The organism is Micromonospora rosaria (genome assembly GCF_001567585.1).
Taxonomy (GTDB): domain Bacteria; phylum Actinomycetota; class Actinomycetes; order Mycobacteriales; family Micromonosporaceae; genus Micromonospora; species Micromonospora rosaria.
Genome location: NZ_LRQV01000061.1, coordinates 22,529 through 37,143, shown reverse-complemented (window position 1 = coordinate 37,143; position 14,615 = coordinate 22,529). Strand labels below are relative to the sequence as shown.

The following is a 14,615-nucleotide window of genomic DNA, read 5'->3' as shown; positions in this document are numbered from 1 at the left end:
TGAGCCAGCGCAGGTCGACCACCTCGGTCTCGATGCCCTCGGCGGCGAGCTGGTCGGCGGCGGCCAGGGCCGCCGGGACCATCCGGGACCAGGCCACCACGGTCGCGTCGGTGCCCTCGCGGACCACCCGGGCCCCGCCGACGGGCTCCACCTCCGCGTCGGTACGCACCGGGCCACGGGTCGGGTAGAGCATCCGGGCCTCCGCGACCACCACCGGGTCGTCGCTGGTCACGGCGGTGCGCAGCATCTGGTACGCGTCGTCCGGGGTGGCCGGCAACGCCACCCGCAGCCCCGGGGTGTGCGCGAGGTACGCCTCGATCGAGTGGGAGTGCTGGGCGCAGGCGCCCGGCGAGTACCCCTGCTGCATCCGGATCACCAGCGGGGCCTTCCACCGGCCGGCGCTGGAGTAGTGGATGGTGGCGATCTGGTTGACGAGCTGGTCCATCGCCACGAAGGTGAAGTCGGCGTACATGATCTCGGCGAGCGGGCGCAGGCCGGTCATCGCCGCGCCGAGCGCCATGCCGAGGAAGCCGGTCTCGGAGATCGGGGTGTCGAAGATGCGGTCCGAGCCGAACCGCTTGTGCAGCCCCTTCGTGGCGCCGAACGGCCCGCCGGGCAGGGCCACGTCCTCACCGAAGTAGACGGTGTCGCTCCGGCTGTCCAGCGCCCAGGTCAGCGCCGCGTTGACGGCCTGGATGTAGCGCAGCGACTCAGACATAGACGTGCTCCTTGGCGGTCGCCGGGTCCGGGTACGGCACCTCGCGGGCGGCGGTGACGGCGGCCTCCACCTCGGCGGCCACCTCGGCGTCGATGGCGTCGAGCCGGGCGGTCAGCTCGGCGTCGGCGGCCTGACGGATACGGGCCAGCGGCTCCCGCTCGCGGGCGGCGGCGATCTCACCGGCCGGCCGGTAGTGCTGCACGTCCCCGCTGTAGTGGCCGACCAGGCGCTCGGTCATCGCCTCCACGATGGACGGGCCGGAGCCCTCCCGGGCCCGGGTGACCGCCTCGGTGAGCGCCTCGGCGACCGCGTCGGGGTCGTTGCCGTCGACCACCCGGCCGGGGACGCCGTACCCGGCGGCCCGCTCGGCGAGCTGCCGGACGCGGACCATGTCCTCGATCCGGGACATCTCCGAGTAGACGTTGTTCTCCACGACCAGGACCAGCGGCAGGTCGAGCACGGCGGCGAGGTTGATCGCCTCGTGCACGTTGCCCTGGTTCATCGCGCCGTCACCGATGCTGACCACGGAGACCGCGCCGCTGCCGGTGCGCTGGGCGGTGAGCGCCGCCCCGGTGGCGATCGGCACCCCGGCGCCGACGATCGAGTTCTCCCCGACAAACCAGCGGCCCGGGTCGGACAGGTACGGCGAGGCGGCCCGGCCGCCGTTGACGGCCGAGTCGCGCCCCATCATCTCGGCGAACAGTCCGGCCATGTCCACGCCCCGGGCCAGCGCCCAGCCGTGGCCGCGGTAGGTCGCGGTGACGTGGTCGCCGTCGCGCAGCGCGCGGGCGGCACCGACCGGGATCGCCTCCTGACCGTTGCACAGGTGGATCGAGCCCGGGATCTCGCCGTCGTCCTTGAGGGCGGCCAGCCGCTCCTCGAACCGGCGGATCCGGGCCATCGCCCGGTAGTCGTCCGGCAGACCCATCACACCCCCAGTGAAGATTTAGAGCCCTATTCCGGCTCGTTCGGATTGGAGCCTAGACCAGGGACATCATGCTATGGAAGAGTGCAGAGGCAAGTTTGTGGCCGTTATTGGTCTCTAATTTGGGGGCAGCATGGAGATCACCGCCGTCGAGTCGGTGGTGCGGGGCGACGCGCACTTCGTCCAGGTCCACACCTCGGCCGGGCTGGTCGGGGTCGGCCAGTCCGCCTGCTGGGGCTACCCGGGCGCGGTGCACGCGGTGGTGGAGACCTTCCGCCCGTACCTGCTCGGCGCCGACCCGGACCGGATCGAGCACCACTGGCACCACCTGTACCGGATGGGCCCGTTCCGGGGCTCGGTGCTCACCGCCGCCGTCTCCGCGATCGACCTGGCCCTGTGGGACCTGCTCGGCAAGCGCCTGGAGGTGCCGGTCTGGCAACTGCTCGGCGGCCGGGTCCGCGACCGGATCCGGCTGCACCTGCTGCTGCCCGGCACCGGCGCCGAGGCCCTGGCCGCGCAGGCCGCCGCGGCGGTCGCCGACGGGTTCACCGCGGTGAAGTTCGACCCGCTGCCGGCGAACTACGGCGACCTGTCGCTGGCCCGGCTGGTCACCGAGACCGAGGCCACCACCGCCGCCGTGCGCGACGCCGTCGGCCCGGACGTCGACCTGCTCATCGAGCTGCACCGCAAGCTCACCCCGTTGCAGGCCGAGGCGGTCGTGCCGGCGGTCGGCCGGCTGCTGCCGCTGCTGGTGGAGGACCCGATCCAGATCGACAGCGTGAGCAGCCAGGCCGCCGTCACCCGCCGGGCGCTGGGAGTGCCGATGGCCAACGGCGAACGGCTGCACACCATCTGGGAGTTCAAGGAGCTGCTGGCCCAGGGCGGCGCCCAGTACGTGCGCCCCGACCTCGGCCTGGCCGGCGGGATCAGCCACGCCCGCAAGATCGCCGCGCTGGCCGAGTCGTACCACGCCGCCGTAGTCAGCCACAACTGCCTCGGCCCGCTGCTCACCATGGCCTCGGTGCACCTGGACACCGCGATCCCGAACTTCGTGACCCAGGAGTACTCCCCCCTCGACGACGCCCTCGCCGACGGCCCGGCCCGCGCCTGCGTCCGCCGCGAGGGTGGCTACCTGCCGGTCCCCACCGAGCCGGGACTCGGCGTCACCCTCGACCTCACCGACGAGACCCCGCTCGACCTGACCGGCCGCCCGCTCACCCGCATCCCGTACCGCGCCGACGGCTCCGTCGCCTACGCCGTGTAAGGAAGGGCCCCTGTTAACGCTTCCGGTAGAGCAGGGGCCCCTTCTTCACACCGGCACCCCGGGGCCCGGCGGACTTTCCGTCGGGCCCCGGGGGCGTACCGGGCCGGATCAGGGGGCCGGCGGGCGGCCGGGGTGGTGGAAGACCGGGTACCCCCACAGTGGCTCCCCGTCGGCGTCGGCGATCTCGGCGAACAGGTGCGCCAGCGACGCCGTCCAGCGGGCCTGCACCTCGGACGCGCCGGTGACCCGGCGGGCGTGGTTGAAGCCCCACCGGGTCCGCAGCACGCAGATCAGCAGCAGGCCGTGCCGGTAGATGTGGTAGTCGTACACGCCCGCCGTGTCGAGCAGGGCGGCCATCTCCGGCCAGAGGTCGGCGTGCCGGCGTTCGTACTCGGCCTCCGCCCCGGGGCGCAGCCGGTACAGGTGACAGACCTGCTCCCCCGGCCCGGTCGGCGGGGTGACGCGGCCCGCCCCCGACCCGGTGCCGGGGTCGGGGGCGGGCAGCCGGGAGCCGCCGTTCACTTGCCGGAGCCGGCCAGCGCGCCGGAGACGAGTTGCCGCTGGAACACCAGGTAGATGATGAGCACCGGGAGCAGGGCGACGATCAGGCCGGCGCTGACCAGCGGCACCGACACGTCGTACTGTCCGCTGAGCATGGAGACCCCGACCATCAGCGTCTTGGAGTCCGAGCCGCCCATGATGACCAGCGGGAGCAGCAGGTCGTTCCACATCCAGACGAAGTTGAAGATGGCCAGCGCCGCCAGTGCCGGGGTGGCGATCGGGGCGAGCAGCCGGAACAGGATGGTGAAGTGTCCGGCCCCGTCGACCCGGGCCGCCTCGATCAGTTCGTCGGGCACCTGCTGGAAGTACCCGGCGAGCTGGTACGTGCCCAGCGGCAGCCCGAACGCGGCGTACGCCAGGATCAGCCCCTGGTACTCCCCGGACATGCCCAGGTCCAGCACGGTCTGGTACAGCGGGTAGATGATCGCCTGGCTGGGGATGGTCAGGGTGACGATGATCAGCAGGAAGACCAGCTTGCCGCCGCGGAACCGCAGCTTGGTCACGGTGTACGCGACCAGCATCGCGGCCACCACCGACAGCACCAGCCCGGCGACCGTGGTGATGATCGAGTTGAGCAGCAGCCGGGGCATGTCCATCCGCTTGAACGCCTCGACGTAGTTGTCGAAGGTGATGCCACTGGTGGGCAGGCCCAGCGGGTCCCGGGCGAACCCGGTCTGCGTCTTCAGCGAGCTGACCACGGTGAACAGCAGCGGGTACAGCGCCGCCACCGCGACCACCGCCAGAGCGAAGATCAACAGGTAGCGCCCGATCTGGGCGGAGTGTCGCCGGTTCATCGCGGCTTACGGGTCCCCTCTGTGAACATGTGCCGCACGCTGAAGATCGACAACACGGCGACGAAGACGAACAGGGCGATACCGATGGCCGAGCCGTAGCCCCGGTCGAGGAACTGGAAGGTGGTGAGGAAGACCAGGTACTCGGGGAGCATGGTGGCGTTGCCCGGGCCGCCCTGGGTCAGCGCGTAGATCAGCGGGAAGAGCCAGATCAGCACACCGGAGGCGCAGAGCACGCTCCAGTACGCCACGGTGGGGCGCAGCATCGGCACCACCACCGAGAACAGTCGCCGCCAGAAGCCGGCCCCGTCCAGGTACGCGGCCTCCATCACCTCGTCGGGGATGGTGGCCAGCCCGGCCAGGTAGGTCATCACGCCCAGGCCGAAGAAGCTCCACAGGGCGACCGCGACCAGCGAGAAGAGCGCGCTGTTCTGTCCGTTGAGCCACTCGATGGCCAACGGCTCCAGTCCGATCGCGCGCAGTCCGGCGTTGATCGGCCCGTCCGGGGCGAGGATCTGCCGGAACATGATGCCGACCACGATCGGCGCGATGGTGTACGGGATGAAGTAGACGGCCCGGAAGAACTTCCAGCCCGGTGCCCGCTGGTGGATCAGCACCGCCAGGACCAGCGGGAACACGACCCAGACCGGCAGTGTGGCGACCACCAGCAGGGCGTTGCGGAAGCTGGCCAGGACCACCGGGTCGTCGAACATCCGGGTGTAGTTGTCCAGCCCGGCGAAGGAGCTGTCGCCGAACCCGCTGGAGGATTCGAAGCTCGTGATGACGCCCCGGACCAGCGGTACCACCTTGAAGGTGACCGCCAGGGCCACCGCCGGCAGGACCAGCAGGGCGCCGAACCACCACTCCCGGGCGTGCCCGGGCCGCCGTCGGGCGCGGCGGCCCGGCGGGGATGGGGGTGTCGCGACGGCCGGCCCCTTGGCCGGCGCGGTGGAGATGCTCATCGGGTTGTCCTCCCCCGGACTGGCCGGGTGGGGCGGCACGGCGCCACCCCACCCGGTGCGACTAGCGGCCCTGCTGCTTGGTGGGGCTGCGCTCCAGCGCCTGCTGCATCTGCTCGGCCCACTTGTCGACGGTGAGCTGGCCGAGGGTGACCTGCTGCCAGCCACGGGCCAGCGCGTCGGCCTCCGGCCCGGAGAGCATCACGCCGGCGTGCAGGGTGGGGTCGGCGACCAGTTCCTGGATCTTCTTGAAGGCCGGCGACGACGGCAGCAGCGACGGGTCCACGGTCGTGTTCAGCGGCTGCCCCTTGGCGTGCTTCACCCACAGCTCGCCGTTCTCCTTGCCGGCCAGCCAGGTGATGAACTCCAGCCCGGCCTCCTTCTTCTCGCTCCACTTGGTCACGCCGTAGACGGCGCCCTCGATGCCGGAGAACTTCTGCGCCAGCGGGGCGGACGGGTTGATCGCCGGCCACCGGGTGACGCCGAGCTTGTCGTCGCCGAGCGCCTTGCCGAACGCGTCCCAGTTCACCGCGTCGGAGATGATGGTGCCGGCGAAGGCGGCATCACCGCGCTGGAAGATGTCCGCGCCGTCGGGCAGCATGGTGATCGACGGCGCGTTCTTGTTGGTCCAGCCCTTGGTGGTGATCTCGGCCAGCTTCTCCAGCGTCTGGACCAGCTTCGGGTCCGTCCAGGACAGGGTGCCGGCGAGCAGCCCCCGGATGTCGTCCTCGGTCAGGTAGTTACGGGCGATCTCCGGGAAGTCCCAGTACGCCGGGAAGGTGCCGGACAGGCCCAGCGCCAGGCAGGTCTTGCCGGACTTGGTCACCGCGTCGCAGGCCGCCCCGAACTCGTCCCAGGTGGCCGGCGGCTTCTCCGGGTCGAGCCCGGCGGCGGTCAGCACGTCCTTGTTGTAGTAGAGGACGTTGCCCTGATACGAGAAGGGGACGCCGTAGCACTCCTTGCTCGTGTCGAAGCCCTCGCACGCCCCGCTGTAGGTGACCAGGTCCTTGTTGATCTCGGCGGCCTTCTCGCCCAGCGGCACGTACGCGCCCCGCCGGTCGAACAGCTCCAGCCCCGCGTTGTTGGCCATCACGTCCGGCCCGGACTGCGAGGTGATGTACGGCCCCTGCACCTCGGGGTACTTGTCGAAGGGGACCGCCTGCATGTCCAGCTTGATGTCCGGGTGGCTGGCCTCGAAGGTGGTCTTCACCGCCTGCCAGTACTCGGTGCCACCCGGCTCCCAGGTGAGCACCTTGAGGGTGACCGGGCCGTCCGAACCGGCACCGTCACCGCCGCACCCGGCCAGCACCGTGGCGGCGGCCACGCCGGCGGCGAGCACGCCGGCCAATCTACGTCGAAACATCGGCGGAAGCTCCTGTTCAGGAGAGGGGATCGGGGGAGATCCGACGGGGAGCGCCGCCGGCGGCGGCGCTGTCGGCCACGGCTGCGGCGACCTGCACCACGTGCAACCCGTCGGCGAGCGGGACGACCGCCGACGGTTCGGTGCCGGTCACCCGACCGATGAAGTGGCGCAGTTCGGCGGCGAGCGCGCCGCCGCCGTCGACCGGTGACAGCAGCCAGTCCGGCGCCTCGGTCCGCTCGGCCTGGACGAGCAGGGTGGGGTGGCCGAGGTCGACGTGCGCGACCCCGTCGGTGCCGTACACCTCGACCAGGTCCGAGGTGTGGTTGGGGGTGTGTTCGGGCAGGAGGTAGCTGTTGCGGATCGACGACACGACGTCGTTGGCGTGCCGAAGCTCCGCCCACACCAGAACCGGCGACGCCGATCCGGGTCGGGTCCGGGCCGCCGCGCGCACCTCGACCACCGGCGCCTGGGCGTACCAGAGCGCCAGGTCGATGTCGTGCACGGCGGTGAGCAGGGCGGGGTGCTCGTGCGGGAAGAGCCGGCTGAGCGTGCGCGGCCGGTCCCGGCGCGACGAGACGGCCAGCACCTGACCGAGCCGGCCGGCGCGGACCGCGTCGTACAGCGCCCGGTGCGGGGCGCTGTGGCGCAGGATGTGCCCCGGCTGGCAGAGCACCCCGTGGGTCCGCGCGGCGGCGACGATCGCGGCGGCGTCGCCGACCGTCGCGGCGAGGGGCTTCTCGACCAGCACCGGTACGCCGGCGGCGAGCAGCGCGACGGTGACCGCCCGGTGGGCGGGACCGGGTACGCAGACCGACGCCGCCGCCGGCGCGTCGGTGGCGAGCAGCTCCTCGACGGTGGCGAAGGTGCGGGGTACGTCGTGCTCGGCGGCGACCCGCGCCCGGGTGGCCGGGTCCGGGTCGACCAGCGCGGTCACCGGCACCCCGAGCGACCGGTACGCGGCGACGTGCCGCAGGCCGAACGCGCCCGCGCCCACCACGGCGACGGCGGGTACCCGTGCTCCGCTCATGCCGACACCGCCGCGACGGTGCTCTCCGGGCCGGCGGCGAGCCGGCCGTCGAGGACGGCCCGGGTGAGCCGGTCCAGGGCGGTCACCCCGGCGTCGAGGCAGCGCTCGTCGACGTCGAACGCGCCGGAGTGCAGCGGCGCGCCGCCCCGGTCGCCGGTGACCCCGAGCTTGACGTACAGGCTCGGGCCGAGCGCGCCGAGCAGGGCGAAGTCGTCCGTGGTCAGCGGCGGCACCGCCAGGTCGACCACGTCGACCAGGCCGGGCAGCTCGGCGTGGGCCAGGGCGACCAGCTCGGCCGCGTTGCGGACCGGGGGCATCTCGTTGGCCCAGGTGAAGCGGATGCCCAGGTCGAGCGCGGCGGCCTGCTGGCGGGCGACCCGTTCGATGACCGTCTTGAGCCGCTCGCGGGTGCCCTCGTCGTGGGTGCGCAGCGTGCCGGTCGCCTCGGCGTACCCGGCGACCTGGCTCTGGCTGGCGCCCCCGGCGATGGTGCCGATGTTGAACGCCACCAGCTCGTCGGCGTTGCGGGACCGGGCCACGGCGGCGTGCAGCAGGTTGACCATGCCGCTGAGCCCCAGGATGGCGTCGCGGCCCAGCGCCGGGGTGGCGGCGTGCGCGGCCCGGCCGAGCACCTCGATCCGGAACGCGTCCTTGGCCGCCATCGCGGTGGCCCGGTCCACCCCGAGCGTGCCGACCGGCAGGTCGGGCCAGCAGTGCAGGCCGAGGACGGCGTCGAAGCGCCGCCCGCACAGCGCCTCGTCGGCGAGCGCGGCGGCGGCTCCCGAGGCGGCCCCGAACGGGATCTCCTCGGCCGGCTGGAACAGCACCGTCACCGAGCCCCGGGCCGGGGGCGCGGCGGCGAGCCGGGCGGCCACCCCGTAGGCGACGGTCATGTGCACGTCGTGTCCGCAGGCGTGACAGACCCCGGCGTTGCCGGAGGCGTACGGCTCGGACTTGGCGTCCTGAACGGGATAGGCATCCATATCGGCCCGAAGAAGGACCGTCGGGCCCGGGGCGGCTCCGTCAAGCTCGACGAGCAGGCCGGTGCCGGCGATGCCGGTCCGGACCCGACCGAGCGGCTGGAGCATCGCCGCCAGGGTCGCGGCCGTCTCGTGTTCCGTAAACCGCAGCTCGGGGTGTTGATGAAGCTGACGCCGCAGCCGTACCAGCTCATCAACCTCGTCGTGCGCCAGCGTCACCTGGTCCACCCCTCGCTCACGTCCTGCAATCCGGACCTAATTGAGACAAGAACCTAAGTCAGGGGGGTCCCCACGTCAATAACCAGGCAGAATTTGGGTTATGGTCCGTGACCATGGACCGCGCTGACGCCCACCTGCACCTCTTCGCCGACGGCTACCCGGGCCGGTACGGCCGCTCCCCCGCCGGCGGCGACGAACTCACCACGTACCAGGACATCCGGCGCGAGCACGGCATCAGCCGGGCGCTGGTCGTCGGGTACGAGGGGCAGCCGCGCTTCGCCGGCAACAACGCGTACCTGGCCGGGCTCGCCGCCACGCACGACTGGATCGCGCCGGTCGCCTACGTCCCGCCCGGCGGACCCGCGCACGACGCGGACCTGGACCGGTGGTGGGCGGCGGGCTTCGTGGGCGTCACCGGGTACCTGGCGGAGGCGGACCAGGCCGACCGGTTCGCGGCCTGGCTGACCGGGGCCGCCCCGGCGCTCACCCGGGCCGGCGCGGTGCTCAGCCTCAACGCCACCCCCGCCGCGACCGCCCGGCTGGGGTCCGCGCTCGCCGCCCTGGACGGGTGCCCGGTGCTGTTCAGCCACCTCGGGCTACCCGGCAGCCGGCCCACGCCCCCGGCCCCGCAGGCCGCCGCCGAGGCGCTCGCCCCGCTGCTCGACCTGGCCCGACTCCCCCACGTCGGGGTGAAGGTCTCCGGGCTGTACGCGGTCAGCGAGCCCGCGCACGCCTGGCCGCACGCGGCGGCGCGACCCTTCGTCGACGTCCTCCTGGACCGGTTCGGCACCCGGCGGCTGTACTGGGGGTCCGACTTCCCGCCCAGCCTCGACCACGTCTCGTTCGCCCAGACCCTCGACCCGGTCGGCCTGGAGCAGCTCACCCCGGCGGAACGCGCCGACGTCCTCGGCGCGAACCTCCACCGCGCGCTCGCCGTCCCGACCCGCCCCGCCCCCGGCACCCGCTAGCCCTGCGCCCTGCCCGTCACCGCCGTCAAGGCCCGTCACCGCCGCTGCGGCCCGTCACCTGCGCGGTGGTTACCGCCGAAGACCGGCACCCCCGCCTCGGCTACCGCGACCGGCGCGGCCCGGCGGGCCGCCGCAGCGACCGGAGCGGAACCACCACCCGTCGGCGGCGGCATCGGCTCGCCCAACGTGACCTCCATGGCCAGGGCGCGAGGCGCGATCGACAGACCGCGACGGGCCAACGGACTGCGGAGGAATACCCTTTCGAGCTGCCCCCACGGACGGGGCAGCCTCGCCGGCGCGTCGACCGGTCGGCACGCGGGGCCCCGGGCCAGCCGGGCCTTCTGGCACAGCAGGTGCCTGCGCCCGCCAGACCCGTGCCAGCCAGACCCGTGCCAGCCAGGCCCGTGCCAGCCAGGCCACGTGCCAGCCAGGCCCCGCGCCAGCCAGGCCCCGCGCCAGCCAGGCCCCGCGCCCGCCAGGCCCCGCGCCCGCCGCGTCCCTGCGCCCAGCCGCGCCGACGGTCGCGGTCGGTCCCATGAACGGGGCAGCTCGAAAGGGGCGGCAAGAGGCATGCTCCGGCCGGCCAGGCTACGAGGCAGCCGGCCAGGGCCGGGTACCGACGAGGGCGCAAGAACCGACGCCCGGCGAACCAACCGGACCCCGGACGGACCGGGCGTGCCGGTCGGGCGAGTTCGGAGGCGGGCCGGACGGCCCGGCGGCAGGGGCACCGCGGGGCCGTCCGGGTCGGGTCAGGGCAGGGTGAGGCCGTAGGCGGCGAGGATCTCGGTGATCGGCTGGTAGTAGGTGGTGCCGCCGGAGGAGCAGTTGCCGCTGCCGCCGGAGAGGATGCCGAGGATGGTCCCGGTGGAGGCGGCGTAGAGCGGGCCGCCGCTGTCGCCCGGCTCGGCGCAGATGTTGGTGCGGATCAGCCCGGACACCGAGCCCTGGGCGTAGTTGACCGTCTGGTTGAGGGCGGTCACGGTGCCGCAGCGCACCCCGGTGGTGGCGCCGCTGCGGCAGACCGCCTGCCCGACGGTCGCGTTGCCGACGTTGGTGATCGGCAGCAGGCCGGGGTAGGTCCAGACCGCGCTGGGTCGGGGCAGCGGGCCGGTGTGCTGGATCAGGCCGTAGTCGTTGCCGGGGAAGCTGCTGCCCACCCGGGGGCCCAGCGGGCTGGTCTGGGCGCTGTTGGCGTACCAGGTGGCGGAGGTGACGGTGCAGTGCCCGGCGGTGACCACGTAGGAGGTGCTGCCCCGGCGGACGTTGGCGCCGAGCGAGCAGCGTCCGCCGCCGGCGCCGTAGATGGCCTCCCCACCGGCGATGAGGGTGCGCAGCCGGCCCGGCTCCCGACGCACCACCACCCCGGCCCGGTCGGCGGTGGCCCGCAGGGCGGCCCGGTCGGCCGCGCCGACGGTGTCGTCGAGGGTGAGGGTCATCCGGCCGGTGGCCGGGTCGAGCCCCCAGGCGGTACCGGGGGTGGTCACCCCGGCCAGGGCGGTGGCCGCCACGGCGGGGTCGGGGGCGGGGGCCGCCGGGCGGGCCTGGGCGATCCCCGCCGGGAGGATGGCGAGCAGGGCGGCCAGGGCGAGGGTGCTGATCGGGTGACGACGCATCCGGATCTCCACATCGACATCGGTAGATGACTGTGGATACAGCATCGACCCCGGGGACGCCGGATTCAACCGTCGGTCGCCGCGCGGGGCGGCCGACGGGTCATCCCTTCAGGCCGGTGTGCGCCAGCCCCTCGACGAACTGCTTCTGCGCGATGACGAAGACGACCAGCACCGGCAGGGCGGTCATCGAGGCGGCGGCGAGCTGCACGTTCCACATCGGTCCGCCGTACGCGTCGACGAACTGGGTCAGCGCCTGGGGCAGGGTGAACCTCTCCGGGGTGGAGAGGAACACGATCGGCTCCAGGTAGAGGTTCCAGCTGTGCAGGAAGGTGAAGATGGCGACCGCGCCGAGCGCCGGGCGGGCCAGTGGCAGGGCGATCCTCCAGAAGGTGGCGAACCGGCCGAGCCCGTCGACCCGGGCCGCCTCCTCCAGCTCACCGGGGAGCGCGATGAAGAACTGCCGCATGATGAAGGTGGCCAGCACGCTGGGTGCGCCGAGGATCGGCACCAGGATCAGCGGCCAGTGGGTGTCGATCAGCCCGGCGGCGAAGAACATCTGGAACAGCGGGACGATGGTCACCTCGCTCGGGACGAGCAGGCCGGCCAGCACCACCAGGAACAGCACGTTCTGCCCCCGGAACCGGATCCGGGCGAAGGCGTACCCGGCCAGCGCCGACACCGCGAGGGTGCCGACGGTGACCACCAGCGCGATGTAGAGGCTGTTGAGGTACTGCCGGCCGAACGGTTGCAGCTCGAACACCCGCTGGTACGCCTCCAGCCTCGGGTTGGTCGGCAGCAGCTGCGGCGGGAAGGCGAAGATGTCCGCCACCGGCTTCAGTGACGAGGTGACCATCCACCAGGTCGGGAAGACGAACGGGACGGCCAGGACCAGCAGCGCGCCGTAGAGCAGCAGCTTGGCCCGGGGGGACAGCTCACGACTCATGGTGGACCCACCTCTTGCGCATCTGCCACTGCAGCACGGTCAGCCCGAGCACGATCGCGAAGAGCACGATCGACAGGGTGGCCCCGTAGCCGAAGTGGTGGAACTGGAACGCCTGCTGGTACAGGTAGTAGACGAGCACGGTGGTGGAGGTGCCCGGCCCGCCCTGGGTGAGCACGGCGATCTGCGCGAACACCTGCAACGAGCCGACCACCGTGATGATCGAGGTGAGCAGGATGGTCGGGCTGATCAGCGGTACGGTGATCCGCCAGAACTGGCGGGCGCGGCTGGCCCCGTCCACCTCGGCGGCCTCGTACAGCTCGGCCGGTACGCCCTGGAGGGCGGCCAGGAAGAGCACCATGTTGAGGCCGACGTTCTTGAACACCTGCACGACGATCACCGAGACCATCGCGGTGCCCTCGCCGCGCAGCCAGTTCGGCCCGGCCACGCCGACGGTGTCGAGCAGGCCGTTGATCCCGCCGTCGTCCTGGAGCAGGAAGCCCCAGACGATGGTCCAGGCGACCAGCGAGACGACCACCGGGGAGAAGAACAGGGTACGGAACAGGGTGGTGCCGCGCAGCCGCTGGTTGAGCAGGACGGCCAGCAGCAGGGCCAGCCCGAGGTTGAACGCCACCAGGCCGACCGAGAAGAGGCCGGTGGCGGTGAGCACCGACGGCAGGCTGGTGTCCTCGGCCAGCGCCGCGTAGTTGTCCGTGCCGACGAACTCGAAGGTGCCGGCGAGCACGTTCCACTCGTGCAGGCTGTACCAGACGACCAGGATCAGCGGCAGGATCACGAAGACGGCGCTGCCGACCATCTGCGGGGCGATGAACAGGTACCCGGTGAGCTGGTCCCGGCGGCGGCTGGTCCAGTACGGCGGCGGGCCCGCCGCCGCAGGGCCGGGGTGGGCCCGGCCCGGGGCGGGCCGGTGGTCGACCCGGCCCACCCCGGTGTCGGTCTGGGACATGGTGGTGGTCCTACTTCGTCAGCAGGGGCTGGATCGTGGCGCAGAGCTGCCCCAGCACCCCGGGCACGTCCGCCTCCGGCCGCCACAGCGGGTCCAGGCCGGCCCGGACCTGCTGGCTCAGCTCGGCCTGCCCGGTGTGGCTGGGCTTGACCACCCCGTTCGTGATCCCGTCGATCACCACGGTCTGGAGCTGCTCCGGGGTGAGCTGGGGGTTGGTCGCGGCCAGCGTCTCGGCGGTGAGCAGCGACTGCCGGGGCGGCGGGAAGAACTGGGCGAGCTTCGCCGAGTTGGTGGGGTTGGTGAGGAAGGCCAGGAAGTCGGTCGCCGCCTCGGCGTGCGGGCTGCGCTTGAGCACCCCGATGCCGCCCTGGCCGATCACCGAGTAGGTGCCCTTCGGACCGGCCGGCAGCGGGACCAGGTCCCACTCGAAGCCGTCCTCCTTGAGCAGCGAGGCGCGGGAGATCTGGGTGACGGTCATGGCGGCGTCCCCGGCGAAGAAGTCGGCGGTGGTGCCCGGTCCGGGCAGCGCCTGCTGGGTGAAGATCGCCCGGTGCAGCGTGGACATCGCGTCGACCATCTCCGGGGCGGCGAACCCGCAGGTCCTCCCGTCCTCGCTCCACGCCCGGGCACCCCACCCGGTCCAGAAGGTGGACAGGTTGTCCCAGCCCTTGTAGTCGAAGTCCCGGATCACCAGGCCGGCCTTGCCGGTGGCCTGCTTCGTGGCCCCGGCGGCGGCGAGGGCGTTCTCCCAGGTCCACCGCCCGGCGGCGATCAGCTCGGCGGGGGTCTGCTGCTTGGCCTGGGTGAGCAGGTCGGTGTTGACGAAGACCCCGAACGGCGAGGTGGAGAAGGGATACCCGTAGAGCTTGCCGTCGTGCTGCCAGAGCCTGAGCGTGGCCGGCGAGAGGTCGTCGTAGCCGTACCCCTCGGTCGTGCGCAGGGCGTCGTCCAGCGGCAGCAGCGCCCCGGAGGAGACGAAGTCGGGGGCCGAGTTCTCGAAGACCCAGGCCAGGTCGGGGGCGTTGCCGCCGGCGATCTGGGTGGTCAGGGTGGTGGTGTAGTTCTCGAACGGCAGCGGGTCGAAGGTGATCGAGGCGACGTCCGGGTTGTTCCTCGTGTACTCGTCGGCGATCTCGGTGAAGAGTTTCAGGTGCGCCTCGTTGGCGCTCCAGATGGTCATCCGCAGGGTGGCCGGGCCGCTGGCGGCGTCGTCACCGCCGCCGCAGGCGGTCAGCGCGAGGGCACCGGTCAGTGCCACCGCGACGCCGCGCAGGCCCTTTCCGATCGTCACAGGGTCTCCTCGGGGGTGGTGGTGGGGCA

The 14,615-nt window shown here is 72.5% G+C and carries 14 protein-coding genes; 2 read left to right on the top strand and 12 right to left on the bottom strand.

The features are described 5' to 3' along the window. Both AWW66_RS17450 and AWW66_RS17445 read right to left on the bottom strand, forming a co-directional pair. Window positions 1-718, bottom strand: a 718-nt coding sequence (locus tag AWW66_RS17450; protein ID WP_067367272.1) for an alpha-ketoacid dehydrogenase subunit beta, incomplete at its 3' end; no start/stop codon positions are given. Then, window positions 711-1,646, bottom strand: coding sequence for a thiamine pyrophosphate-dependent dehydrogenase E1 component subunit alpha (locus AWW66_RS17445; RefSeq protein WP_067367290.1), 936 nt, complete (start codon window positions 1,644-1,646; stop codon window positions 711-713). The genes AWW66_RS17445 and AWW66_RS17450, both read right to left, overlap by 8 nt. A 130-nt stretch (window positions 1,647-1,776) precedes the next feature. On the opposite strand from AWW66_RS17445, the gene AWW66_RS17440 reads away from it, so the two are divergent. Beyond that, window positions 1,777-2,907, top strand: a complete 1,131-nt coding sequence (locus AWW66_RS17440) for a mandelate racemase/muconate lactonizing enzyme family protein (RefSeq protein WP_067367269.1) — start codon at window positions 1,777-1,779, stop codon at window positions 2,905-2,907. 108 nt (window positions 2,908-3,015) lie between these two features. Here AWW66_RS17440 and AWW66_RS17435 read toward each other — a convergent pair whose 3' ends face one another. The 6 genes from AWW66_RS17435 to AWW66_RS17410 all read right to left on the bottom strand — a co-directional run bounded on the left by AWW66_RS17435 (window position 3,016) and on the right by AWW66_RS17410 (window position 8,807). Next, window positions 3,016-3,429, bottom strand: coding sequence for an L-rhamnose mutarotase (locus tag AWW66_RS17435; protein WP_067367266.1), 414 nt, complete (start codon window positions 3,427-3,429; stop codon window positions 3,016-3,018). Next, entirely contained in the window at window positions 3,426-4,262 is an 837-nt protein-coding gene (locus tag AWW66_RS17430; RefSeq protein WP_067367263.1) for a carbohydrate ABC transporter permease, read from the bottom strand. The genes AWW66_RS17435 and AWW66_RS17430 overlap by 4 nt, the downstream gene beginning before the upstream one ends. Continuing rightward, a complete protein-coding gene (locus tag AWW66_RS17425) occupies window positions 4,259-5,221 on the bottom strand; it encodes a carbohydrate ABC transporter permease (RefSeq protein WP_067367260.1) in 963 nt (320 codons plus the stop codon). Before AWW66_RS17425 ends, AWW66_RS17430 begins: the two co-directional genes overlap by 4 nt. Before the next feature lie 61 nt (window positions 5,222-5,282). Beyond that, complete coding sequence (locus AWW66_RS17420; protein WP_245648351.1) at window positions 5,283-6,581, bottom strand: ABC transporter substrate-binding protein; 1,299 nt, start codon at window positions 6,579-6,581, stop codon at window positions 5,283-5,285. A gap of 16 nt (window positions 6,582-6,597) precedes the next feature. Continuing rightward, window positions 6,598-7,608 carry a Gfo/Idh/MocA family protein gene (locus tag AWW66_RS17415; protein WP_083978574.1) on the bottom strand — a complete coding sequence of 337 codons (1,011 nt, stop codon included), beginning with the start codon at window positions 7,606-7,608 and terminating at the stop codon, window positions 6,598-6,600. Continuing rightward, the gene (locus AWW66_RS17410; protein WP_169807128.1) at window positions 7,605-8,807 is read right to left on the bottom strand and encodes a M20 metallopeptidase family protein; all 1,203 of its coding nucleotides are present in this window, start codon (window positions 8,805-8,807) and stop codon (window positions 7,605-7,607) included. Before AWW66_RS17410 ends, AWW66_RS17415 begins: the two co-directional genes overlap by 4 nt. Before the next feature lie 113 nt (window positions 8,808-8,920). Here AWW66_RS17410 and AWW66_RS17405 point away from each other — a divergent pair, with 113 nt between their 5' ends. Further along, a complete protein-coding gene (locus AWW66_RS17405) occupies window positions 8,921-9,775 on the top strand; it encodes an amidohydrolase family protein (RefSeq protein ID WP_067367251.1) in 855 nt (284 codons plus the stop codon). A 749-nt stretch (window positions 9,776-10,524) separates the two neighbouring features. Here the strand turns inward: AWW66_RS17405 and AWW66_RS17400 are convergent. From AWW66_RS17400 to AWW66_RS17385, 4 genes are all read right to left on the bottom strand, one after another. Beyond that, on the bottom strand, window positions 10,525-11,388 hold the full coding sequence (locus AWW66_RS17400; protein ID WP_067367284.1) for a S1 family peptidase: 864 nt from the start codon (window positions 11,386-11,388) through the stop codon (window positions 10,525-10,527). Between the two features lie 100 nt (window positions 11,389-11,488). Next, the gene (locus AWW66_RS17395) at window positions 11,489-12,331 is read right to left on the bottom strand and encodes a carbohydrate ABC transporter permease (RefSeq protein ID WP_067367248.1); all 843 of its coding nucleotides are present in this window, start codon (window positions 12,329-12,331) and stop codon (window positions 11,489-11,491) included. Next, complete coding sequence (locus AWW66_RS17390) at window positions 12,321-13,295, bottom strand: carbohydrate ABC transporter permease (protein WP_067367245.1); 975 nt, start codon at window positions 13,293-13,295, stop codon at window positions 12,321-12,323. Before AWW66_RS17390 ends, AWW66_RS17395 begins: the two co-directional genes overlap by 11 nt. A gap of 10 nt (window positions 13,296-13,305) precedes the next feature. Continuing rightward, a complete protein-coding gene (locus tag AWW66_RS17385; protein WP_067367243.1) occupies window positions 13,306-14,586 on the bottom strand; it encodes an ABC transporter substrate-binding protein in 1,281 nt (426 codons plus the stop codon). Between the last annotated feature and the right edge of the window lie 29 nt (window positions 14,587-14,615).